This is a genomic window from Stutzerimonas kunmingensis, assembly GCF_002929225.1.
Classification (GTDB): Bacteria; Pseudomonadota; Gammaproteobacteria; order Pseudomonadales; family Pseudomonadaceae; genus Stutzerimonas.
Genome location: NZ_PISM01000022.1, coordinates 559,367 through 580,809 on the forward strand (window position 1 = coordinate 559,367; position 21,443 = coordinate 580,809).

The 21,443-nt window shown below is 63.5% G+C and carries 22 protein-coding genes; 13 read left to right on the forward strand and 9 right to left on the reverse strand.

Going from position 1 to position 21,443, the window contains the following annotated elements; genetic code table 11:
- Positions 1-2: 2 nt before the first annotated feature.
- From rsfS to CW305_RS21810, 11 genes are all read left to right on the forward strand, one after another.
- Positions 3-362 (forward strand): ribosome silencing factor, encoded by a 360-nt coding sequence (gene rsfS / locus CW305_RS21760; protein WP_014818953.1) that lies wholly within the window; start codon positions 3-5, stop codon positions 360-362.
- Positions 363-365: 3 nt separating this feature from the next.
- Positions 366-833 (forward strand): 23S rRNA (pseudouridine(1915)-N(3))-methyltransferase RlmH, encoded by a 468-nt coding sequence (gene rlmH, locus CW305_RS21765; RefSeq protein WP_014818954.1) that lies wholly within the window; start codon positions 366-368, stop codon positions 831-833.
- Positions 834-851: 18 nt separating this feature from the next.
- Positions 852-2,741: a penicillin-binding protein 2 gene (gene mrdA / locus CW305_RS21770; protein ID WP_104098955.1), complete on the forward strand. Its 1,890-nt coding sequence runs from the start codon at positions 852-854 to the stop codon at positions 2,739-2,741.
- The gene (rodA, locus tag CW305_RS21775) at positions 2,738-3,883 is read left to right on the forward strand and encodes a rod shape-determining protein RodA (protein WP_023444920.1); all 1,146 of its coding nucleotides are present in this window, start codon (positions 2,738-2,740) and stop codon (positions 3,881-3,883) included. Before mrdA ends, rodA begins: the two co-directional genes overlap by 4 nt.
- Positions 3,884-3,930: 47 nt before the next feature.
- Positions 3,931-4,908 carry a lytic murein transglycosylase B gene (gene mltB / locus CW305_RS21780; RefSeq protein ID WP_104098956.1) on the forward strand — a complete coding sequence of 326 codons (978 nt, stop codon included), beginning with the start codon at positions 3,931-3,933 and terminating at the stop codon, positions 4,906-4,908.
- On the forward strand, positions 4,905-5,897 hold the full coding sequence (locus CW305_RS21785) for a septal ring lytic transglycosylase RlpA family protein (protein ID WP_104098957.1): 993 nt from the start codon (positions 4,905-4,907) through the stop codon (positions 5,895-5,897). Before mltB ends, CW305_RS21785 begins: the two co-directional genes overlap by 4 nt.
- Before the next feature lie 47 nt (positions 5,898-5,944).
- Entirely contained in the window at positions 5,945-7,102 is a 1,158-nt protein-coding gene (locus CW305_RS21790) for a D-alanyl-D-alanine carboxypeptidase family protein (RefSeq protein WP_104098958.1), read from the forward strand.
- Between the two features lie 67 nt (positions 7,103-7,169).
- Complete coding sequence (locus tag CW305_RS21795; RefSeq protein ID WP_041015896.1) at positions 7,170-7,451, forward strand: DUF493 domain-containing protein; 282 nt, start codon at positions 7,170-7,172, stop codon at positions 7,449-7,451.
- Entirely contained in the window at positions 7,451-8,107 is a 657-nt protein-coding gene (lipB, locus tag CW305_RS21800) for a lipoyl(octanoyl) transferase LipB (protein WP_104098959.1), read from the forward strand. The genes CW305_RS21795 and lipB overlap by 1 nt, the downstream gene beginning before the upstream one ends.
- Positions 8,100-9,077 (forward strand): lipoyl synthase, encoded by a 978-nt coding sequence (lipA, locus tag CW305_RS21805; protein ID WP_104098960.1) that lies wholly within the window; start codon positions 8,100-8,102, stop codon positions 9,075-9,077. Before lipB ends, lipA begins: the two co-directional genes overlap by 8 nt.
- Positions 9,078-9,289: 212 nt before the next feature.
- Positions 9,290-9,634 (forward strand): hypothetical protein, encoded by a 345-nt coding sequence (locus CW305_RS21810; RefSeq protein ID WP_003301712.1) that lies wholly within the window; start codon positions 9,290-9,292, stop codon positions 9,632-9,634.
- Positions 9,635-9,707: 73 nt separating this feature from the next.
- Here CW305_RS21810 and CW305_RS21815 read toward each other — a convergent pair whose 3' ends face one another.
- From CW305_RS21815 to leuS, 5 genes are all read right to left on the reverse strand, one after another.
- The gene (locus tag CW305_RS21815) at positions 9,708-11,003 is read right to left on the reverse strand and encodes a lytic murein transglycosylase (protein WP_104098961.1); all 1,296 of its coding nucleotides are present in this window, start codon (positions 11,001-11,003) and stop codon (positions 9,708-9,710) included.
- A 62-nt stretch (positions 11,004-11,065) separates the two neighbouring features.
- A complete protein-coding gene (gene arfA / locus CW305_RS21820; protein ID WP_104098962.1) occupies positions 11,066-11,224 on the reverse strand; it encodes an alternative ribosome rescue factor ArfA in 159 nt (52 codons plus the stop codon).
- Between the two features lie 104 nt (positions 11,225-11,328).
- Entirely contained in the window at positions 11,329-12,357 is a 1,029-nt protein-coding gene (holA, locus tag CW305_RS21825; RefSeq protein WP_104098963.1) for a DNA polymerase III subunit delta, read from the reverse strand.
- Between the two features lie 36 nt (positions 12,358-12,393).
- Entirely contained in the window at positions 12,394-12,999 is a 606-nt protein-coding gene (locus CW305_RS21830) for an LPS-assembly lipoprotein LptE (protein WP_023444927.1), read from the reverse strand.
- A 43-nt stretch (positions 13,000-13,042) separates the two neighbouring features.
- Positions 13,043-15,649, reverse strand: coding sequence for a leucine--tRNA ligase (gene leuS / locus CW305_RS21835; RefSeq protein ID WP_104098964.1), 2,607 nt, complete (start codon positions 15,647-15,649; stop codon positions 13,043-13,045).
- A 305-nt stretch (positions 15,650-15,954) separates the two neighbouring features.
- On the opposite strand from leuS, the gene CW305_RS21840 reads away from it, so the two are divergent.
- Together CW305_RS21840 and CW305_RS21845 are read left to right on the forward strand one after the other, a co-directional pair.
- Complete coding sequence (locus CW305_RS21840) at positions 15,955-16,362, forward strand: hypothetical protein (protein WP_104098965.1); 408 nt, start codon at positions 15,955-15,957, stop codon at positions 16,360-16,362.
- Positions 16,363-16,422: 60 nt separating this feature from the next.
- Positions 16,423-17,196 carry a YdcF family protein gene (locus CW305_RS21845; RefSeq protein WP_104098966.1) on the forward strand — a complete coding sequence of 258 codons (774 nt, stop codon included), beginning with the start codon at positions 16,423-16,425 and terminating at the stop codon, positions 17,194-17,196.
- Between the two features lie 250 nt (positions 17,197-17,446).
- Here CW305_RS21845 and lnt read toward each other — a convergent pair whose 3' ends face one another.
- The 4 genes from lnt to CW305_RS21865 all read right to left on the reverse strand — a co-directional run bounded on the left by lnt (position 17,447) and on the right by CW305_RS21865 (position 21,402).
- The gene (gene lnt, locus CW305_RS21850) at positions 17,447-18,955 is read right to left on the reverse strand and encodes an apolipoprotein N-acyltransferase (RefSeq protein ID WP_104098967.1); all 1,509 of its coding nucleotides are present in this window, start codon (positions 18,953-18,955) and stop codon (positions 17,447-17,449) included.
- A gap of 112 nt (positions 18,956-19,067) precedes the next feature.
- Entirely contained in the window at positions 19,068-19,910 is an 843-nt protein-coding gene (locus tag CW305_RS21855; RefSeq protein ID WP_104098968.1) for a CorC family transporter, read from the reverse strand.
- Between the two features lie 9 nt (positions 19,911-19,919).
- A complete protein-coding gene (ybeY, locus tag CW305_RS21860; RefSeq protein ID WP_104098969.1) occupies positions 19,920-20,402 on the reverse strand; it encodes an rRNA maturation RNase YbeY in 483 nt (160 codons plus the stop codon).
- Positions 20,395-21,402 (reverse strand): PhoH family protein, encoded by a 1,008-nt coding sequence (locus CW305_RS21865; protein WP_104098970.1) that lies wholly within the window; start codon positions 21,400-21,402, stop codon positions 20,395-20,397. Before CW305_RS21865 ends, ybeY begins: the two co-directional genes overlap by 8 nt.
- Between the last annotated feature and the right edge of the window lie 41 nt (positions 21,403-21,443).

Here is a 21,443-nt window from a genome sequence, read left to right on the forward strand (position 1 = left end):
TTATGCAAACTGAAGAGTTGGTCCAGCTGGCGGTTGCCGCCCTGGAAGATCTGAAAGGCCAGGACATCACCACCATTGATGTGCGCGGCAAGACCAGTGTCACCGATTACATGATCATCGCCAGCGGCAGTTCCAGCCGGCACGTCAAGTCGCTCGTCGAAAACGTGCTGGAGCAGGTCAAGGAGCAGGGCGTTCGCCCGCTTGGCAGCGAGGGTCTCGAAGGCGGTGAGTGGGCGTTGCTCGACCTGGGCGATGTCGTCGTCCATGTGATGCAGGTGCCGACCCGCCAGTTCTACGATCTGGAACGTCTCTGGCAGGGCGCCGAGCAGAGCCGCGCGCAGCACGCCCACGATCCGGAATAAGCCGTGCGTATCAAGCTGATTGCGGTCGGCTCGAAGATGCCACGTTGGGTCGAGGATGGTTGGCAGGAATATGCCAAGCGCCTGCCGTCCGAACTACCGCTGGAGCTGCATGAGATCGCGCTCAATACCCGTGGCAAGAACGCCGACGTGGCGCGGTTGATTCGCCAGGAAGGCGAGGCCATGCTGGGCAAGGTTCAGCCAGGCGAGCGCATTGTCACGCTCGAAGTACATGGCAAGCCGTGGAGCACCGAGCAGCTGGCGGCGGAAATCGAGCGCTGGCGGCTCGATGCACGCAACGTCAACCTCATGGTCGGCGGTCCGGAAGGGCTGGCACCCGAGGTTTGTGCGCGCAGCGAGCAGCGCTGGTCGCTGTCGCCGCTGACCCTGCCTCATCCGCTGGTGCGAATCCTGATCGGCGAACAGATCTACCGCGCCTGGACGCTGCTGTCCGGTCATCCCTATCACAAGTAGTCCGCGAACCCCTTCAAGATGCCGCAACCGATTCAACTCAAGGATCACGAGAAGGACGCCGTGCTGGTGCGCCGGCGCGTCATCGTCGGCCTTGCGTTCGTGTTGCTGTTGATCGGTGTGCTGGTGTCGCGGATGTACTACCTGCAGGTGGTGCAGTTCGAGCACCATTCGACGCTGTCGGAGAACAACCGCGTCCACGTGCAGCCGATTCCGCCCAATCGCGGATTGATCTTCGACCGCAAGGGCCGGGTCATCGCCGACAACCGGCCCAGTTTCAGCCTGACCGTCACCCGCGAGCGCGCCGGCGACTGGAAGACTGTGCTCGATGGCGTGGTTGAGGTGCTGGAGCTCAGCGAGGAAGAGCGCGGGCTGTTCGAGAAACGCGTGTTGCAGGGGCGCCGGCCATTCGAGCCGGTACCGATCATGTATGAGCTGTCCGAGGAGCAGATTGCGCGCATTGCCGTGAATCAGTTCCGCCTGCCTGGGGTCGAGGTGGCGGCGCAGCTGGTCCGGCATTACCCGCAGGGTCCGCACTTCGCGCACTCGGTAGGCTATGTCGGGCGAATCAACGAACAAGAGCTCAAGCAGCTCGACCCGGTCAATTACAGCGGCACGCACCATGTCGGCAAGACCGGTATCGAGAAATTCTACGAGGACGAGCTGCACGGCCAGGTCGGCTACGAAGAGGTCGAAACCAATGCCCGCGGCAGGGTCTTGCGCGTGCTCAAGCGTACCGATCCGATACCGGGCAAGGACATCACGCTGTCGCTCGATCTCGACCTGCAGGAGGCCGCAGAAACGGCGCTCGGTGGTCGTCGCGGTGCAATCGTCGCGCTGCTGCCGAGCACCGGCGAGGTGGTGGCGATGGTCAGTCAGCCGAGCTTCAACCCCAACCTTTTCGTCACCGGCATCAGCTTCAAGGATTACGGTGAACTGCGCGACTCTATTGATCGTCCGTTGTTCAACCGTGTGCTGCGCGGCCTTTACCCGCCCGGCTCGACCATCAAGCCAATGATGGCCGTTGCCGGTCTCGATGCCGGCGTGATCACGCCGAGCAGTCGCGTGTTCGATCCGGGCTTTTTCCAACTGCCGAACGTGAAGCACAAGTACCGCAACTGGAACCGCAACGGCGACGGCTGGGTGGACCTGGACCTGGCCATAGCCCGCTCCAACGACACCTACTTCTACGACATGGCCCACAAGCTGGGCGTCGATCGCATGCACGAATACATGACCCGCTTCGGCCTGGGGCAGCGCGTATCCCTGGACATGCACGAGGAGACGGCGGGCCTGATGCCGTCGCGCGACTGGAAACGGGCGCGCTATCGCCAGCCCTGGTATCCCGGTGAAACAGTGATTCTCGGTATCGGCCAGGGTTACATGCAGGCCACGCCGCTGCAGCTGGCCCAGGCCACGGCGCTAGTGGCGACCCGCGGCAAGTGGATTCGGCCGCATCTGGCGCGCAGTGTCGGTAGTGAAGCGCCGGTGGACCATGATCCGGTTCCGGACATCCAGCTTCGCGATCCGCGCTACTGGGACTACGCGACCCACGGCATGGAGCAGGTTCTGCATGGCGCGCGGGGTACGGCAAGGAAGGTCGGTGACAGCGCGGCGTATCGTATTGCCGGCAAGAGCGGTACCGCCCAGGTGGTCGCGATCCGCCAGGGCGAGAAATACGACAGTGCCAAGCTGGCCGAACGCCATCGGGACCATGCGCTGTTCGTCGCCTTCGCCCCGGTGCATGACCCGCAGATCGCCGTGGCGGTGATGGTCGAGAACGGCGAATCCGGTTCGGGCGTCGCCGCGCCGGTGGCCAAGCAGGTCATGGACGCCTGGCTGCTGAACGAGGAGGGCGTGCTCAAGCCCGAGTTCGCCCCGCCGCTGACCGCCGAAGGGAAGAAGCCATGAGCGGCAATTTCGACCGAACCCTGTCGCGCGAGGACGTACTGCGGCGTCGCGCCAGCCTGTTGCAGCGCCTGCATATCGACGGGCTGCTGCTGGTGCTGCTGCTGATGCTGGCGGCGGGCAGCCTGTTCATTCTCTATTCGGCCAGCGGCAAGAACTGGGATCTGGTCATCAAGCAGGCGACGTCTTTCGGCCTCGGCCTGGGTGCAATGCTGGTCATTGCACAGTTCGAGCCACGCTTCATGGCGCGCTGGGTACCGCTGGGCTATCTCGCTGTGGTAGCGCTGCTGGTGGCGGTCGAGGTCGTCGGCCATACAGCGATGGGCGCCACCCGCTGGATCAACATTCCGGGGGTGATCCGCTTCCAGCCGTCGGAGTTCATGAAGATCATCATGCCGATGACCATTGCCTGGTATCTGTCCTCGCGCAGCCTGCCGCCGAGCATCAAGCACACTGCGATCAGTCTGTCGCTGATCCTCGTGCCCTTCGTGCTGATCCTCAAACAGCCGGATCTGGGCACGTCGCTGCTGATTCTCGCCTCCGGCGCATTCGTCCTGTTCATCGGCGGTCTGCGTTGGCGCTGGATCATTGGCGCGGTCACGGCGATCGTGCCCATTGCTGTGGCGATGTGGTACTTCGTACTGCACAACTACCAGAAGCAGCGAGTACTGACGTTTCTCGATCCGGAAAGCGATCCGCTGGGCACTGGCTGGAACATCATCCAGTCGAAGGCGGCGATCGGTTCGGGTGGGGTGTTCGGCAAGGGCTGGCTGGCAGGCACGCAGTCGCACCTGGATTTTTTGCCGGAAAGCCACACGGACTTTATCATCGCCGTGCTCGCTGAAGAGTTCGGCCTGGTCGGGGTCTGCCTGCTGCTGCTGGTGTATGGTCTGCTGATCACCCGCGGCCTTGTTATCACCGTGCAGGCGCAAACGCTGTTTGGAAAACTGCTGGCCGGTGCGCTGACGATGACCTTCTTTGTTTACGTTTTCGTCAATATCGGTATGGTCAGTGGGCTGTTGCCGGTGGTGGGGGTGCCGTTGCCCTTCATTAGTTATGGCGGAACTTCATTGGTGACCCTGCTGTCAGGGTTCGGGGTTTTGATGTCGATCCACACCCATCGCAAGTGGATCGCGCAGGTTTGACGAGAGTGAATTTGTTGACTTCATTACGGCGTGGCTTGAAGGCGCGGATGCTAGGGGGCGTGGCTTTGGCCGGCGCGGTGCTGGGAAGCTTGCCGCTGCAGGCGGCCGATTACACCGGCGCCAACGTGGACGAGTTCATCGCGGAGATGACCCGCGACTACGGATTTGCCGACGAGCAGCTGCGTGACCTGTTCAAGCAGGCCGAGCGCAAGCAGGCGATTCTCGATGCCATTTCGCGTCCTGCGGAGCGGGTCAAGCCGTGGAAGGAATACCGACCTATCTTCCTCACCGACTCGCGCATCGCCCAGGGCGTCGATTTCTGGCGGGAGAACGAAGCCGCGCTGACTCGTGCGGAAACCGAATACGGCGTGCCGGCGGAAATCATCGTCGCGATCATCGGCGTGGAAACCTTCTACGGCCGCAATACCGGTAGCCATCGGGTGATCGATGCGCTGTCGACGCTGGGCTTCGATTACCCTCCGCGTCAGCCGTTTTTCCGTCAGCAGCTCAAGGAGTTCCTGCTGCTGACCCGTGAGGAGCAGGTTGACCCGCTTACGCTCAAGGGCTCCTACGCGGGTGCGATGGGACTGCCGCAGTTCATGCCGAGCAGCTTCCGCGCCTACGCGGTGGATTTCGACGGCGACGGGCACATCGATATCTGGAACAACCCCACCGATGCCATCGGCAGTGCGGCCAGTTACTTCAAGCAACATGGCTGGGCTGCGGGCGAGCCGGTGGTGGCGCGGGCCAAGGTTGGCGGCGAGCGCTATGAAGAAGGGCTGACCGTCGGCCTGGAGTCGCAGAAGAATGCCGGCGAAATGCGTAGCCTGGGCTGGCAGTTCGACAAGTCGGTGGCCAACGATACGGCCATTACCGCTTTCCGCCTGGATGGCGCAGAGGGTGATGAGTACTGGCTGGGCCTGCCGAATTTCTATGTCATTACCCGCTACAACCGTAGCGTGATGTATGCGATGGCCGTGCATCAGCTGTCCCAGCTGCTGGCCGAAGCGCGAGGCGAACAATGACCGTGATCTGGACAAGGTTGGTCGCGCTGGGCGTCGCCGGGGCGCTGCTGGCGAGCTGCTCATCGGCGCCGACACCGAGCAGTGCACCACGCAAGAGTACCGGTATCAGTGGTCCCGGCGACTACAGCCGTCCGCACAAGGACGGCGCGCCCTGGTGGGACGTCGACGTTTCGCAGATCCCCGATGCCACGCCGATGCCGCATTACGGCCGTTACAAGGCTAATCCCTATACGGTGCTGGGCAAGACCTACTTTCCAATCAGCGATGGTCGACGTTATTCGGCTACCGGGACGGCATCCTGGTATGGCACCAAGTTTCACGGCCAGCCCACCGCCAATGGCGAGAAGTACGATCTTTATGGCATGAGCGCGGCGCACAAGACGCTGCCCTTGCCCACTTACGTCAAGGTCACCAATCTGGATAACGGGCGCACCGTGGTCTTGCGCGTCAATGATCGTGGACCGTTCTACTCCGATCGCATCATCGATCTGTCTTTCGCCGCGGCGAAGAAGCTCGGCTATGCCGAGAGCGGAACGGCGCGGGTAAAGGTCGAAGGCATCGACCCACAGCAATGGTGGGCCGACCAGGGCCGACCGGTGCCGACGATGATGGCGCAGCCGGAGATGATTGCGAGCAAGCCCGCCAGCAATGTCGCGCAGCCGATCGAACAGTACACGCCGCCGCCCCAGCAGCACGCTGCGGCCACGGTGCCGCTGGAAGTCGATGCAAAAAAAAACGCTTCGCCCGCAGCCTCTGGCCTGTTTCTCCAGGTTGGCGCCTTCGCCAATCCGGATGCAGCGCAGTTGCTCAAGGACAAGCTGAGCGGCGTGGTCTCTGCCCCGGTGTTCATCAGCTCGGTGGTACACAACCAGCAGACCCTGCACCGCGTGCGCCTGGGACCCATCGACACACCGGATGAGGCCATGCAGCTCGAAGAGAGCGTACGCCTGGCCAACCTCGGGCAGCCGCGGCGCGTTGCCGCTGACTGACCGCTGCAAACCTTGCCTTCGTTTTACCTGACTAATTTGAGATTCGGATGAACATCACCAGCCTCGTGCAACGCTTCATAGTCCTGGCAGTGCTGACGGTCACCCCGACCGTCTGGGCAGCGCAGATCGTACCGTCCGCCCCGCAGCTGGCGGCCAAGTCCTACATGCTGATGGACGCGGCCAGCGGCGAGGTACTGGTCGAGCACAACGGTGACGAGCGCCTGCCGCCAGCGAGCCTGACCAAGCTGATGACGGCCTATATCGCCACCCTGGAAATCCAGAAGGGTCAGATCAGCGACAGCGACATGGTCACGGTGAGCGAAAAGGCCTGGCGTACCGGCGGCTCGCGGATGTTCATCCAGGTCAACACGCAGGTCTCGGTCGACGATCTGCTGCATGGCATCATCATTCAGTCGGGCAACGACGCCAGCGTCGCCATGGCCGAGCACATCGCGGGCAGTGAAGAGGCCTTTGCCGACCTGATGAACAGCACGGCTCAGCGCCTGGGCATGACCAACAGCCATTTCATGAATGCCACCGGCCTGCCGGACCCGGATCATTATTCCTCGGCCAACGACATGGCCAAGCTGGCTCGCGCGATCATCTACGAAGACCCGGCGCACTACGCCATCTACGCGCAGAAAGAGTTCTTCTGGAACAACATCAAGCAGCCCAACCGCAATTTGTTGCTGTGGCGCGACAAGACCGTCGACGGCCTGAAAACCGGTCATACCGAAGAGGCTGGCTACTGCCTGGTGGCGTCTGCCGTGCGTGACAACATGCGCCTGATCTCGGTGGTGTTCGGTACCGACAGCGAGCAGGCCCGCGCGGCGGAGACCCAGAAGCTGCTGACCTATGGCTTCCGCTTCTTCGAGACCCGCACCTTCTACCAGAAGGGCACCGAGCTGGCTCAGGCGCAGGTCTGGAAAGGCCAGCAGGACAAGCTTAAGGCGGGCCTGGCAGAGGACCTGACCATGACCCTGCCGCGTGGCCAGGCAGAGAAGCTGCAAGCGGTCATGAGCTTCAACGGCACACTTACCGCACCAATCCAGCAGGGTGACGTCATCGGCAAGGTCGAGGTCAAGCTGGAGGACAAGGTCGTCCGCAGCACCGATCTGGTGGCGCTGGAAACCATCGAAGAGGGTGGGCTGTTCCGCCGGTTTTGGGATAGCATTCGCCTCTTCTTCTACAGCCTGTTCAACTGACCACGCGCGAGTGCACCGCGGCTGATCCCGCCGCGGCGCACGTGCGGATCACGAGTCCGTTACGCCCATGACCGATAACCAAGATGTCGCAGCACCCAAGATTGACTTCCCCTGCGAGCGCTACCCGATCAAGGTGATCGGCGACGCTGGCGAAGGCTTCCGTGAGGTCGTGATCGAAGTCATCCAGCGCCACGCGCCGGATTTCGACGAAACCACCGTCGTCACCCGCGACAGCCGCAACGGGCGATTCCTTTCGCTGCAGGTGCTGATCACCGCCACCGGCGTAGAGCAGCTGCAGGCCATTCACGTCGACCTGCGCGCCACTGGCCGTGTTCACATGGTGCTGTGATGACCCTCGAAGTGGGCGTGCGTGAGCTCGGCCAGATCGAGTACCGGACTGCCTGGCAGGCCATGCAGCACTTCACCAACACGCGCGATGCAGACAGTGGCGACGAAATCTGGCTGCTGCAGCACCCGCCCGTATTCACTCAGGGCCAGGCCGGTAAGGCCGAGCACCTGCTGTTCCCTGGCGAAATTCCGGTAGTGCAGGTGGATCGAGGTGGTCAGGTGACCTATCACGGGCCCGGCCAACTGGTTGGTTATCTGTTGCTCGATGTGCGCCGACTCGGTATCGGTGTGCGCGAGCTGGTGAGTCGTATCGAGCAGAGCCTGATCGATCTGCTCGCCGGCTATGGCATCGAGGCGGCTGCCAAAGCGGATGCGCCGGGCGTTTACGTCAACGGTGCGAAGATCGCGTCTCTGGGCCTGCGCATTCGCAATGGCCGTTCCTTCCACGGCCTGGCGCTGAACGTGGACATGGATCTCGAACCTTTCCGGCGCATCAACCCCTGCGGTTATGCAGGGCTGCCCATGACCCAGCTGCGTGACCTGATCGGGCCGATCGACATCTCTGAAGTGGCCGATCGACTGCGTGGTCATCTGGTCCGGCAGCTCGGATACGCGCAACAGAAGACCCTCGCGGGCGGAATCGAAGCATATGAGTAGTGTAGAAACGGCAGGCAAGCGCCCGGCCAAGGTAGAGGCAGGCGTCAAACTGCGTGGTGCCGAGAAGGTTGCGCGGATTCCGGTGAAGATCATCCCCTCCGATGAGCTGCCGAAGAAGCCGGACTGGATTCGCGTGCGCATTCCGGTTTCCCCGGAGGTCGACCAGATCAAGCAGACCCTGCGCAAGCACAAACTGCACAGCGTCTGCGAGGAAGCCTCCTGTCCCAACCTGGGCGAGTGCTTCTCCAGCGGAACCGCGACCTTCATGATCATGGGCGACATCTGCACCCGTCGCTGCCCGTTCTGCGACGTCGGCCACGGCCGGCCGAATGCGCTGGACCCGGATGAGCCGAAGAACCTGGCCCAGGCCATCGCCGACATGCGCCTGAAGTACGTGGTCATCACCTCGGTGGATCGCGACGATCTGCGCGACGGTGGCGCCCAGCACTTTGCCGATTGCCTGCGCGAGATTCGCAAGCTGTCGCCGTCGATCCAGCTGGAAACCTTGGTGCCCGACTACCGTGGGCGCATGGATATCGCTTTGGATATCACTGCCAGCGAGCCGCCGGATGTGTTCAACCACAATCTGGAGACCGTACCGCGGCTATACAAGTCGTCGCGGCCGGGCTCGGATTTCGAGTGGTCACTGGATCTTCTGGAGAAGTTCAAGCAGCGCGTGCCGGGCGTGCCGACCAAGTCGGGACTGATGCTCGGCCTCGGCGAGACCGACGAGGAGGTCATCGAGGTCATGCACCGCATGCGCGAGCACGATATCGACATGCTGACCCTGGGTCAGTACCTGCAGCCTTCGCGTAACCACCTCCCGGTGCAGCGCTTCGTTCATCCCGACACCTTCGCCTGGTTTGCCGAAGAGGGGATGAAGATGGGCTTCAAGAACATCGCCTCAGGCCCGCTGGTGCGCTCGTCGTACCATGCCGATCAGCAGGCGCACGGAGCCAAAAAAGACTGAAACCGTAAAGTTGTTGCGGCTCTTGAAGACCGCGTAGACAGTCCAGGCTGTCTGCGCGGTTTTTTCTTTTCCGTCCACCATGCGCCTTGCGAAAGCGCATGGCGCGGGAACTGCCAGACGGTTGGCAAGAAAATTGCGGCATTACGCCGCATTAGACTTTGGTCTATAGTGACGTTCGTTTACACCATGAGGCCAACCGAGGGCCACTGCAGATGAACGAACCCCAATTGAAGGACTTGCTTGACGATCTGGATGCCGCGAAGGTCGAGTGCGACGCGATGAGCCGCTTGGTGGTGACGCGGCTGGCCAAGCAGCACATTCCATACCGAGCGATGTTGGGGCAGGTCGAACTGGACGGTAAGGTGGTTTCACCGCACTTCTGGGTCGAGACCGACGGCTGCGTGATCGACTACCGCGCACGCCAGCGCCTTGGTGGTGATCAGCGCGTGCCACATGGCGTGGTCGCGCGCGAGGCAGTGAAGGCCCACTATCAAGGCCAGCAGGTAATCATCGACCCGCTGCCGGACTACCTCTACGAAGTAGCCATCAAACACTGACCTTGTTGCAGGGATAAAAAAAAGCCCCGGCTGTCTGCCGGGGCTTTTGTGTTTGGCGCCAAGCCCACCGCGATCAGTTGTGGGCGCGCAGTCGCCCGAGCAGCTCCTGAGTGGGATGGCCATCGGCCGGCCAACCCAGGCGTTGCTGGAAGCCGCGGATAGCCTTGCGGGTATTGGCGCCGATGATGCCGTCCGGGGTGCCCGGGTCGAAGCCCTGAGCGACGAGACGTTCCTGCAGTTCAAGGCGCTCGGAGCGGCTGAGTGGCTGTTCGCCGCGTGGCCAGCTGCCCGCGACCTCGCCCTTGCCCTGGAAATTCTCTGCCAGCAGGCCGATCGCCAGGGCATATGCCGAGGAGTTGTTGTAGCGCAGGATGGCGCGGAAATTGTCCATGATGAGGAATGCCGGGCCACGATGGCCGGCAGGCAGCAGCAGGCTGGCGCTGGCTTCTTCCTGGTCGCCGGGCAGGTTGCGCAGGCCGAGGCGGCGCCATTCGGCCAGCGGCTTGCGAATCTCGGTGTCGGCCAAGGCGTAGTCGAACCCTTCGGGTAGCTCTACCTCGAAGCCCCAGGCCTTACCCTGTTTCCAGCCGGATGCCTGAAGGTAATGCGCGGCGGAGGCAAGGGCATCGGCCGAGCTATTCCAGATATCGCGCTTGCCGTCGCCATCGAAATCCACGGCATGGGTGTTGTAAGTGGTCGGAATGAACTGCGTCTGCCCCATGGCGCCAGCCCAGGAGCCGCGCATGCGCTGTGGCTCGACGTCGCCGTGCTGGAGGATTTCCAGCGCTGCAATCAGCTGACTCTTGGCGAATGCCGGACGGCGACCCTCGTGGGCGAGGGTCGCAAGGGAACGAATCACCGACTTGTCGCCCATGATCTGGCCGAAGCTGCTTTCCAGTCCCCAGACGGCAACCAAGGTTTCGCGATCGACGCCGTAGCGGGCCTCGATCTGATCCAGTGTGGTGGCGTGCTCGCTAAGCAAGCGGCGGCCGCTGCGCACGCGCTGTGGCGAAATGGCGCCTTCCAGGTACTGCCAGACGGGCCGGGTGAACTCGGGCTGGCTACGGTCCGCCTCAATCACCGCTGGATCGGGCTGGACGCCGGCGAAGGCCTGGTCGAAGGTTGCGGCGGAGATACCGGCCGCAAGGGCTTCAGCGCGGAACTGCTCGCGCCACTGGCTGAAGCTCAGGTGAGTGGCTTCCGAACGGACATCGGCGATGGTGGCGTCGCTAGGCTGGCTGGCGGCGGGGACGTTGCTGACCAGAGTGGACTGCGCGAGGGGTTCGGCTGCACAGGCAACGACCAGGCTCATCGCCGAAGCGGCAACCAGGGTACGTAGCAGCAGAACGGGAACGAAGGTGTGATACATGCACCGCTCTCGAAACGTGTCGTCGGCCGCAGACATTATCACGCTTTGGCGGTGTTGGGTTTTCAGGCTGCCAGAAGGACCGAAGCCTCCCAGTTGGTGGACTGGGAGGCTTCGCGGCGGTAGCTGCCTTTGCCTTTTTTCGGCGTTTCCTGGCGGAGGCGGAACAGGGGGTGCGCAACCAGGTGCTTGGCCTTGTTCGGCCGTTTCTTGCGTGTGCTCATTTCGATTTCCTCAAATGGCCCGCTATCGGGCGAGGGAATCATAGGCCTTGTACAAAAAATGTCCAGTGCGCTGCGGCGTGAACTCGCTCTCCGCGATTCGCTCGTCAGGTACCGATCCGGCGGCCACTCAGTTGCAGGCAAATGTCCGCCAGACCGATCCAGGGATCCCCGGCGGCCTGGCCCTTGATCTGCTCGTCGATGTGTTGCGCGTCTCTCAGCAACTGGTTCCAGCCGGCCGCGTTATGCCTTTGCAGTGCTTTGGAAACCAGCGGGCGACGCTTATCCCAGACCGGCGGGCGGGCCTGGCTGAAGGCACGCTCAAGCGGAGTGCCCTGGGCATATTGCTGCGCAATATTGGCCAGCAGGCGCAGTTCGCGGGCCAGCGCCCAGAGGATCACCGGTGCCTCGACGCCTTCACCGCGCAGGCCCTCCAGCATGTGCAGCGCATGGGCCGCCTGGCCGTGCAGGGCTGCGTCGATCAGGCCGAATACATCGTAACGGGCGCTATCAGCCACCGCGGCCTGGACGGTTTCCGCGGTGACCTGTCCGGCTTCGGCCAGCAGCTTGAGCTTTTCGATTTCCTGCGCTGCGGCCAACAGGTTGCCTTCGACTCGGGCGCTGATCAGTTCGACGGCTTCCTGGTCCGCGGACAGGCCCGCCTGGGCCAGCCGCTGACGTATCCACTGCGGCAGCTGCGCGGCATCCACTGGCCAGATCTGCAGGAACTGCACGTCCTTGCCATCGATCAGCGCCTTGGCCCATTTGGTCTTCTGGGTGCTGCCGTCGAGCTTGGGCAGACTGACCAGCAGCACGGTGTCCTCGGCGGGGCGTGCGAGATATTCCAGCAGCGCCGCGGCACCCTTGTCACCGGGCTTGCCGTTGGGGATGCGCAGTTCGAGCAGGCGCTTCTCGGCGAACAGCGAAAGACTCGCACCGGCTTCGATCAACTGGCTCCAGTCGAAGCCGGTCTCCACGTGAAAGACCTGACGCTCACTGAAGCCCTGCGCTCGGGTCGCTGCGCGGATCGCATCGCAGGCTTCCTGGCACAGCAGGTGCTCGTCGCCACAGACGACGTACACGGGCGCCAGCGGGCCTTGCAGGTGTTTGCCGAGCTGAGCGGGAGAAAGCTTCATGGTACGAAGACGGGGGCCTTGAGGCCCCGTTACCTGTTACTGGATGGGCAGCTGGATGGGCGACTGTTGCGGCTGCGCGTCCTGGGCATGACGGGCAGCTTCCATGGCTTCAGCCTCGGCGCGGGCCTTGGCTTCGGCTTCCTGTTGCAGGCGGTCGAGCTGCGCCGGGGTGATGCGCTGGATACGCAGGGTCAGCTGCTGCAGCAGCTCGCGGCGCATTTCCTGGCGCAGCTGATCACCTTCCTGGGACGAGCCGATCAGGTTGTTGCTGTCGTGCACGTAGACCTTCTGCACTTCGATGCTGTCCTCGAGCAGCAGCATGTTCTGCGGGCCGCGGAATTCGTAATCGAGGGTGCTGGTCAGCTCATACTCGGCGCTGCGTGCCGAGCTGGTGTAGCTGGCGGTGCGCTGGCGGGTCTGCTCGCGGGCAAGGTTCAGGCTGTACTTGGCGCCCGGGTAAACCCGCACGCCATTGCTCTTGAGTAGGTCTTCGAGCTGTTGCACCGTTTCGCCGTAGCTGTTGCGCGCCTGCAGGTCGATCTCCTTGAGACCGAACTCCACGTCACCGGTGCCGCGCAGCTGGAAGCCACAAGCGCTCAGCAGCAGTGTCAGGCCCAGCACCACCAGATTCCGTTTGTTCATCTTGTTATCCCCTTGCAGGCCCGGCGCGGACGCCGGGGCCGAATCAGTTAGCGACGATGTTGACCAGCTTGCCCGGTACCACAATGACCTTGCGGATCGTCAGGCCCTCGGTGAAACGCAGCACGTTTTCATTGCCACGGGCCGCGGCCTCGACTTCCTCGCGGGTGGCCGCAGCCGGCACTTCGATCTGCCCGCGCAGCTTGCCGTTGACCTGTACCACCAGCGTCAGGCTGTCCTGCACCAGGGCCGACTCGTCGACCTTCGGCCATTGCGCGTCAATGATCGCGCCCTGTTTGCCGAGTCGCTGCCAGAGTTCGTGAGAGATGTGCGGTGTGATCGGTGCGAGCAGCAGGGCGACCGTTTCCAGGCCCTCCTGCAACAGCGCGCGATCCTGCTCGCTGGCGGTCGCGGCTTTCTCCAGCACGTTCATCAGCGTCATCACCTGGGCGATGGCGGTGTTGAATTTGTGATGCTGGCCGACATCGACGCTGGCCTGCTTGATGGCGAGATGGATCGCGCGGCGTACGGCCTTCTGCTCGTCGCTCAGGCTGGCGGTGTCCAGCGTGCCTGCGACGCCAGCGCTGACATGTGCATGAGCCAGACGCCAGACGCGGCGCAGGAAGCGGCTGGCGCCCTCGACGCCGGAGTCGGACCACTCCAGACTCATGTCCGGCGGCGAGGCGAACATCATGAACAGGCGGCAGGTATCTGCGCCGTATGCATCGATCATGGCCTGCGGGTCGACGCCGTTGTTCTTCGACTTGGACATCTTCTCGGTGCCGCCGATTTCCACCGGCAGACCATCGCTGGCCAGCTTCGCGCCGATGATCTTGGCCTTGGCGTCACGCTCGACGATCACGTCGGCCGGGTTGAACCAGTCCTTGCCGCCGTTTTCCAGGGTGCGGTAGTAGGTGTCGGCGACCACCATGCCCTGCGTCAGCAGGTTCTTGAACGGCTCGTTGGAGCTGACCAGGCCTTCGTCACGCATCAGCTTGTGGAAGAAGCGCGCGTAGAGCAGGTGCAGGATGGCGTGCTCGATGCCGCCGATATACTGATCCACCGGCAGCCAGTGGTTGGCCGCGGCCGGATCGACCATGCCCTGTTCGTAGTTCGGGCTGGCGTAGCGGGCGAAATACCAGGACGACTCGACGAAGGTGTCCATGGTGTCGGTTTCACGCTTGGCCGGCGCACCGCACTTCGGGCAGCTGCATTCGTAGAACTCCGGCATGCGCGCCAGCGGGCTGCCGGCGCCGTCCGGTACCACGTCTTCCGGCAGCACGACCGGCAGCTGGTCTTCGGGGACCGCGACGTCGCCGCAGCTGTCGCAGTGGATGATCGGGATCGGGCAGCCCCAGTAGCGCTGACGGCTGATGCCCCAGTCGCGCAGGCGGAATTGGGTGCGTGCCTGGCCGAGGCCTTTCTTCTGCAGCGCCACTTCGATGGCATCGAACGCGCCGTCGAAGTCGAGGCCGTCGAAGATGTCTGAATTGATCAGCTCGCCGTGTTCGCCGTAGGCGTCCTGCCAGGGTGCCGGGGTCTGGTCGCCGGCGCTGGTGCGTACCACCGGCTTGATCAGCAAGTCGTACTTACTGGCGAACTCGAAGTCGCGCTCGTCGTGCGCCGGGACGGCCATGACCGCACCTTCGCCGTAGTTCATCAGCACGTAGTTGGCGACCCACACCGGCAGCAACTCGCCAGTCAGCGGATGCTGCACGCGCAGTGAAGTGGCGAGGCCCTTCTTCTCCTGGGTGGCGATGTCGGCTTCGGCGACGCCGCCACGCTTGCATTCATCGATGAAGGCCTGCAGCTCGGGATTGTTCTGCGCGGCGAGCGTGGCCAGCGGGTGCTCGGCGGCCACCGCGACGTAAGTTGCACCCATCAGCGTATCGGGACGGGTGGTGAAGACCTTCATCACGCCTTCGCTGCCGATGCTGGCCACGTCGTAGGGGAAGCTGATCTCCATGCCGCGCGACTTGCCGATCCAGTTGCGCTGCATGGTCTTGACCTGTTCCGGCCAGCCATCCAGCTCGTCCAGACTCTCCAGCAGCTCATCCGCGTAGGCGGTGATCTTGAAGTAGTACATCGGGATTTCGCGCTTCTCGATCAACGCGCCGGAACGCCAGCCACGGCCGTCGATGACCTGCTCGTTGGCCAGTACGGTCTGGTCGACCGGGTCCCAGTTGACGGTGCCGTTCTTGCGGTAGATCACGCCCTTTTCGTACAGGCGGGTAAACAGCCACTGCTCCCAGCGGTAGTAGTCCGGCTTGCAGGTGGTGACTTCACGCGTCCAGTCGACCGCCAGGCCGAGGCTTTTCAGCTGGGCCTTCATGTAGGCGATGTTTTCGTAGGTCCACTTCGCCGGTGCCACCTGATTCTTCATCGCGGCGTTTTCCGCCGGCATGCCGAACGCGTCCCAGCCCATGGGTTGCAGGACATTCTTGCCCTGCATGCGCTGATAGCGCGCGATCACGTCGCCGATGGTGTAGTTGCGCACGTGACCCATGTGCAGCTTGCCGCTGGGGTAGGGGAACATCGACAGGCAATAGAAGGTGTCCTTGCCTGGCTGTTCGCTCACTTCAAAGGATTTCTGCGCGTCCCAATGGGATTGCGCGGCGGCTTCGATTTCGCGGGGCTGATACTGTTCGTGCATGGCTACTGGCGTTGGGATGGGGGCTGGCTCTCCGCGAATGCGTTGTCGCGGGCACGTTGGCAGGTCCGGCGGACCTGGCGCTAACGCGACCCGGCGGGCTGCGGGCGGAGGCATGGAAGCGCCGTAGCATACATGACCCCCCGCGGCCTAGGGAAACCCCATTTGCCGCTGCTCCAGAGCTCCGTCCGTCGTGCGCGGCTTGAGCGCGTCAGGCTGAGCTACGCTTGATCCAGGGGCGGGACGAATGTGAGGTGAGGTTGATGGACCGAGAGCCACGATCTGAGGACAGTAGTCTTTATGCAAGGGTGTTGCAGCGACTGAGCTCGGCCCTGCAGGAGGCCGAACGTGCCACGTCCGCTGATGCGGACGGTGCTGGCGAGCTGGAAGTACGCGGTTTGACGCCGGCGGAATTCGAGCTGATCCGTGCGTATCTGCAGCGTGATTCCCAATGGCTCTCGGGCTGGCATGCCGCGGCGGAGGAGCAGGCTCACCTGTCGCGCCAGGCACTGCGTCCGGCTGTGCGCAGCGGTAGTCGACAACGGCACGGCGCGCATGGCCGCCACGCGCCGCTGGCTTTGCAACAGACGCTGAGTTGCGCGCTGTGCAACGCCGAAGTGAGTTGGCCGGAAGGCGCCGGCCCCGCAGCCTGTCACGTCTGCGGGTCACAGCTGCTGCGCGCCAGGCAGCGTCTGCACACCTATCCGCGGCATTGAGCAGTGGCCGACAAATCCGCCGGCTGCGGCTAGAGTGTCTGCCTTTGCCGCGGAGGTCGGATGCCTATTCGCTATTTCTTCAAGCAGCTGCTTTTGCCGCCGGGCGTGCTGCTACTCCTGCTGTTGCTCGGATGGTGGCTGCGCCGGCGCGCGCCAAGGCTGGCGGCGCTGTGCTTCGTCACGGGGTTGGTTGGGCTCTGGTTGATGAGCCTGCCGGTCGTCGTCGAATGGACGGCGCGGCTGGTTGAGCGCGAGCCGGCGCTGGTCGAGGCGCAGTGGATGCAGCTGGATGAAGAGGCCGGCGCCATCGTGGTGCTGGGGGCCGGGCGCGAGCAGAGTGATCCGGCATGGGGCGGCGATCAGCCCGGCTACATCGCGCTGGAGCGCTTGCGTTATGCGGCGCGGTTAGCCAAGACCAGCGGCCTGCCGATTCTCACCAGTGGCGGGCTGCACTACGGCCAGCCACCCAGCGAGGCGATGCTCGGCGCGGAGGTGCTGCAGCGCGACTTTGGCGTCGCCACGCGCTGGCTCGAGGAGCGTAGCCGGACGACCTGGGAGAACGCGGTTTTCAGCGCCGAGATGCTGCGTGCGGCGGGCATCGAGCGGGTGGTGCTGGTGACATCCGCCTCGCACATGCCGCGCTCGCGCTGGTGCTTCGAGCAGAACGGGATCGAGGTGATCGCTGCGCCGGTGGGCTTCATGGGCGTGCCTAATGGTCGGCCGTTGAATGGCTGGTTGCCGGAGGCCAAGGCCTTCTGGCAGAACGGCATGTTGCTCAACGAGGTCGTCGGTATGGCGGTTTACCCGCTTGTGTACCGTTCCGCGAACGACTGAGTCGAACGCATTAACCTGAGTGTACGGTCGTGGGGTGAGCCTCAGCCCGCAACTCGCCATTTGCGGTCAAGGTCACCCCCACGTTGGCGGCTGTGGGAGCGGCCTTGGCCGCGAGCAAATTCAGCTCGGAGCTGGACCTTCGCAGGCAAGAGCGGCGTAGCGCTCGGCATAACCGTCTGGCTTGCGATGAAGCCCTCTCAGCCGCAGTCAAAAGACCTGTTCAGGTCCCAGCAGCTTCGCATAGCTGAGGCTATGCCTTGCGCCTGATCAGTGCCCAGCCGAGCAGCAGCGCGCATACCGCGATCAGCGGCCAGGAGCGCCAGCGCAGATACGGCGTCAGCCCCTGCATCGGGGTGACGTCGCCATACAGCACGGCCTGTTCGAACTGCGGAATCTGTTCGGTGATCTGCCCGTAGGGGTCGATCAGCACAGTGATGCCGTTGTTCGTCGCGCGGATCATCCAGCGCCCGGCTTCCAGAGCGCGCATCTGCGCCATCTGCAGGTGCTGCAGCGGGCCGATGGAGCGGCCGAACCAGGCGTCGTTGCTCACCGTCAGCAGCAGATCGCTCTGCGCGGCGAGGCCGGCGGCGAACTCCGGGTAGACCACCTCGTAGCAGATGTATGGCGCGATCTGCAGGCCCTTCGCCTGCAACAGTGGTTGGCCGGATTCGCCGCGGGCGAAGTCGGACATCGGCAGGTCGAAGAAGGCGATCAGGCCGCGCAGCAGATCCTGCAGCGGTACGTACTCGCCGAACGGCACCAGTTTCTGCTTGAGGTAGGTGCCGGCACCGTCACCGGTGCTGGTCAGCCCGTTGTAATAGCGCAGCTCGCCAGCCGCATTGGGCTGGCGTACCGGTACGCCGGTGATGAGTGCCGATTCGCGCTGGTTGGCGAAGCCGGCCATCATCTGCAGATAGCCTTCGGCATGATCCTTGAGGATCGGCACGGCGGTTTCCGGCCAGACGATCAGGTCTGCCGGGCGACTACCGAAGGTCATGTCGCGATACAGCAGCAGCTGCATCTCGAGCTTCTTCGGGTCCCACTTCATGCTTTGTGCGACGTTGCCCTGCACTGCGGCAACGGTCAGCGGCTCGCCCTTGCTGGTCGTCCAGGCATGGTCCTTGAGTGCCAGGCCTGCCAGCCAGGGGGAAAGCAGCAGCACGACGGCGGCGGCCAGGCGTGCTTTGTCGGCAAGCAGTCGCGGGATCGCCGCGAGCAGGGTGGCGCTCAGTGCGACGGCAAAGCTCAGCAACCAGACCCCGCCGAGCGGAGCCAGTCCGGCCAGCGGACCATCCAGCTGGCTGTAGCCGATGTACAGCCAGGGAAAGCCGGTGAGAATCCAGCCACGCAGCGCATCCAGCGCCAGCCAGAGTGCGGCGAAGGCCAGCGCATCGCCAAGTGCGGAATGGCGATTGCGCAGCAGGCGCACCCAGAGCCAGCCGAGCAGGGCGAAGAACAGCGCCAGGCCGGCGACGAAGCCGAGAGTGAGCAATCCGGCCAGCGCCGGCGAGGCCGCGCCGAAGTCATGGATGCTGACGTAGACCCAGCTGACCCCCGAGGCGAATAGCCCAAAGCCGTAGCACCAGCCGCGCTGCGCCGCCTGCTTCGCTGCGGTTTCGCGCAGGCCAAGGTACAGCAGCGCCACCGAGAGCAGCGCCAGCGGCCAGATGTCGAAAGGCGCCAGCGACAGCGTGGTCAGTGTGCCGGCGACCAGTGCCAGCAGGTTGCCCGGCCATCCGGGACGGGTGATCCAGTGCATGGAAGTTCCTTGCGCAGCGGTGCGGGAGGCTAAGGGCGATGAAGTTGGCCGGCAAGCAGCTGGCGGACGAGCGTCCGCGCAGGGTCGGCTGCGCGGAACGGCTCGTGCCGGCTTACGCGCCCGCGGTACGGCTCAGGCGCAGCATATGCACACGGCGGCTGTCGGCGTTGAGCACACGCACGCGGAACCCGTCGATCTCGGTGACTTCGTTGCGCTTGGGCAGGTGCCCGAAGGTGCTCATCACCAGGCCGGCGACGGTATCGAATTCGTCGTCGGGAAAAGCGCTGCCGAAGTATTCGTTGAAGCTGTCGATCGGGGTAAGCGCCTTGACCAGAAAATCGCCGCTGGGCAGCGGGCGGATGTAGCTGTCTTCCTCGACGTCATGCTCGTCTTCGATGTCGCCGACGATCTGCTCCAGCACGTCTTCGATGGTCACCAGGCCGGCCACGCCGCCGTACTCGTCGATGACGATGGCCATGTGGTTGTGGTTGGCGCGGAACTCGCGCAGCAGCACGTTGAGGCGCTTGGACTCCGGCACGAAGGTGGCCGGGCGCAGCAGATCCTTGATGTCGAAACTGTGCTGTTCGTCCTTGAGGATCAGCGGCAGCAGGTCTTTGGCCAGCAGCACGCCGATCACTTCGTCGAGGCTTTCACCGACGACCGGATAGCGCGAGTGTGCGGCGGCGATGATGGCGGGCAGGAATTCGCGTGGCGACTGGTCGGCCTTGATGCTGATCACCTGCGAGCGTGGCACCATGATGTCGCGTACCTGCAGGTCGGCGACCTGGATGGCACCTTCGACGATGGCCAGTGCCTCGCTGTCGAGCAGCTTGTTCTGGTGGGCTTCGCGCAGGATTTCCAGCAGCTCCTGGCGATTCTTGGGCTCATGGGCAAAAGCCTGGGTGATTTTTTCCAGCCAGGTCTTCTGCCCGCTGATCGATCGATCTTCGCTCATGTCGTTGACTCAAGAGTCCTTGCAAGTGCCCATGACGGGCGATTCTTCGGCATAGGGGTCGGGATGACCCAGTTCGGCCAGCAATTGACGCTCCAGCTCTTCCATCTCTTCGGCTTCGGCATCGTCGATGTGATCGTAGCCGAGCAGATGCAGACAGCCATGGATAACCAAGTGTGCCCAGTGTGCCGCCAGTGCCTTGCCCTGTGCCGCGGCTTCGCGCTCGACCACCGGTACGCAGATGACCAGGTCGCCGAGCAGCGGGATGTCCAGCAATTCGTCGGGAACGTCTGCCGGGAACGAGAGCACGTTGGTCGCGTAGTCCTTCTGCCGCCAGGTGCGGTTCAACTCGCGCCCTTCTGCCTCGTCCACCAGGCGAATGGTCAGCTCCGAGTCGCCGCTGCACTGACGTAGCGCCAGTTCGCACCAGCGCTGCAGATCGGCGAGCGCCGGTGCAGCGCCCGTGCTGGCTAACTGCAGGTCGAGCTCAATCATCGCTGGCGTCCTGCGCGGCACGCTTACTGGCCGGCGACTGACGATCCTCGAAGGACTCGTAAGCCTCGACGATGCGCTGCACCAGTGGGTGACGCACCACGTCCTTGGGCTTGAAGTGGGTGAAGCTGATGCCGTTGACGTCCTTGAGCACCTCGATGACATGCGCCAGGCCGCTCTTGGTGCCGCGAGGCAGGTCGACCTGGGTGATGTCGCCGGTGATCACCGCGGTGGAGCCGAAGCCGATCCGCGTAAGGAACATCTTCATCTGTTCCTGGGTGGTGTTCTGGCTTTCATCGAGAATGATGAAGCTGTTGTTCAGCGTGCGTCCGCGCATGTAGGCCAGCGGGGCGATCTCGATCACCTGTTTCTCGATCAGCCGCGCCACGTGTTCGAAGCCGAGCATCTCGTAGAGTGCGTCGTAGAGCGGTCGCAGGTAGGGGTCGATCTTCTGTGCCAGATCGCCGGGCAGGAAGCCGAGCTTCTCGCCGGCTTCCACCGCCGGGCGTACCAGCAGAATACGGCGCACCTGTTCACGCTCCAGCGCGTCCACGGCACAGGCGACAGCGAGGTAGGTCTTGCCGGTACCGGCCGGGCCGACGCCGAAGTTGATGTCGTTGTCGAGGATGGCTTTGACGTAGCGCTGCTGGTTGGCGCCGCGCGGGCGGATCATGCCCTTCTTGGTACGCAGGGCGACGCCCTGGTGCGCATTCGGATTGGCCAGCTCTTCCATGCCGGATTCCTGCAGGTACAGATGCACCATGTCCGGAGAGAGCTCGGTGTTCTTGGTTTCCCGGTACAGCCGGCGCAGCAGCTGTTCGGCCGATTTGGCCACGTCGGTGGGGCCGATCAGCTCGAACTGGTTGCCGCGGTTGCGGATTTCCAGTTCCAGGCGCTGTTCGATCAGGCGCAGATGCTCGTCGAATTGGCCGCAGAGATTGGCGAAGCGACGGGCTTCAAAGGGTTCGAGGGTGAAACGATGCGGTTCTATGGGTGCGTTCAAGGGCTTTTATATGTGGCCGTGGTCGGCGAAGTGGTGGGGGA

Coding starts and splice junctions, on each gene's coding strand:
- CW305_RS21855 (WP_104098968.1), bottom strand. CDS start 19,910: ATGAGCGAAGATCGATCGATCAGCGGGCAGAAGACCTGGCTGGAAAAA.
- lipB (WP_104098959.1), top strand. CDS start 7,451: ATGACCCTCGAAGTGGGCGTGCGTGAGCTCGGCCAGATCGAGTACCGG.
- CW305_RS21815 (WP_104098961.1), bottom strand. CDS start 11,003: ATGTATCACACCTTCGTTCCCGTTCTGCTGCTACGTACCCTGGTTGCC.
- rsfS (WP_014818953.1), top strand. CDS start 3: ATGCAAACTGAAGAGTTGGTCCAGCTGGCGGTTGCCGCCCTGGAAGAT.
- CW305_RS21785 (WP_104098957.1), top strand. CDS start 4,905: ATGACCGTGATCTGGACAAGGTTGGTCGCGCTGGGCGTCGCCGGGGCG.
- mltB (WP_104098956.1), top strand. CDS start 3,931: ATGCTAGGGGGCGTGGCTTTGGCCGGCGCGGTGCTGGGAAGCTTGCCG.
- CW305_RS21830 (WP_023444927.1), bottom strand. CDS start 12,999: ATGAACAAACGGAATCTGGTGGTGCTGGGCCTGACACTGCTGCTGAGC.
- arfA (WP_104098962.1), bottom strand. CDS start 11,224: ATGAGCACACGCAAGAAACGGCCGAACAAGGCCAAGCACCTGGTTGCG.
- leuS (WP_104098964.1), bottom strand. CDS start 15,649: ATGCACGAACAGTATCAGCCCCGCGAAATCGAAGCCGCCGCGCAATCC.
- CW305_RS21790 (WP_104098958.1), top strand. CDS start 5,945: ATGAACATCACCAGCCTCGTGCAACGCTTCATAGTCCTGGCAGTGCTG.
- mrdA (WP_104098955.1), top strand. CDS start 852: ATGCCGCAACCGATTCAACTCAAGGATCACGAGAAGGACGCCGTGCTG.
- CW305_RS21810 (WP_003301712.1), top strand. CDS start 9,290: ATGAACGAACCCCAATTGAAGGACTTGCTTGACGATCTGGATGCCGCG.
- CW305_RS21845 (WP_104098966.1), top strand. CDS start 16,423: ATGCCTATTCGCTATTTCTTCAAGCAGCTGCTTTTGCCGCCGGGCGTG.
- holA (WP_104098963.1), bottom strand. CDS start 12,357: ATGAAGCTTTCTCCCGCTCAGCTCGGCAAACACCTGCAAGGCCCGCTG.
- ybeY (WP_104098969.1), bottom strand. CDS start 20,402: ATGATTGAGCTCGACCTGCAGTTAGCCAGCACGGGCGCTGCACCGGCG.
- CW305_RS21795 (WP_041015896.1), top strand. CDS start 7,170: ATGACCGATAACCAAGATGTCGCAGCACCCAAGATTGACTTCCCCTGC.
- lipA (WP_104098960.1), top strand. CDS start 8,100: ATGAGTAGTGTAGAAACGGCAGGCAAGCGCCCGGCCAAGGTAGAGGCA.
- lnt (WP_104098967.1), bottom strand. CDS start 18,955: ATGCACTGGATCACCCGTCCCGGATGGCCGGGCAACCTGCTGGCACTG.
- rodA (WP_023444920.1), top strand. CDS start 2,738: ATGAGCGGCAATTTCGACCGAACCCTGTCGCGCGAGGACGTACTGCGG.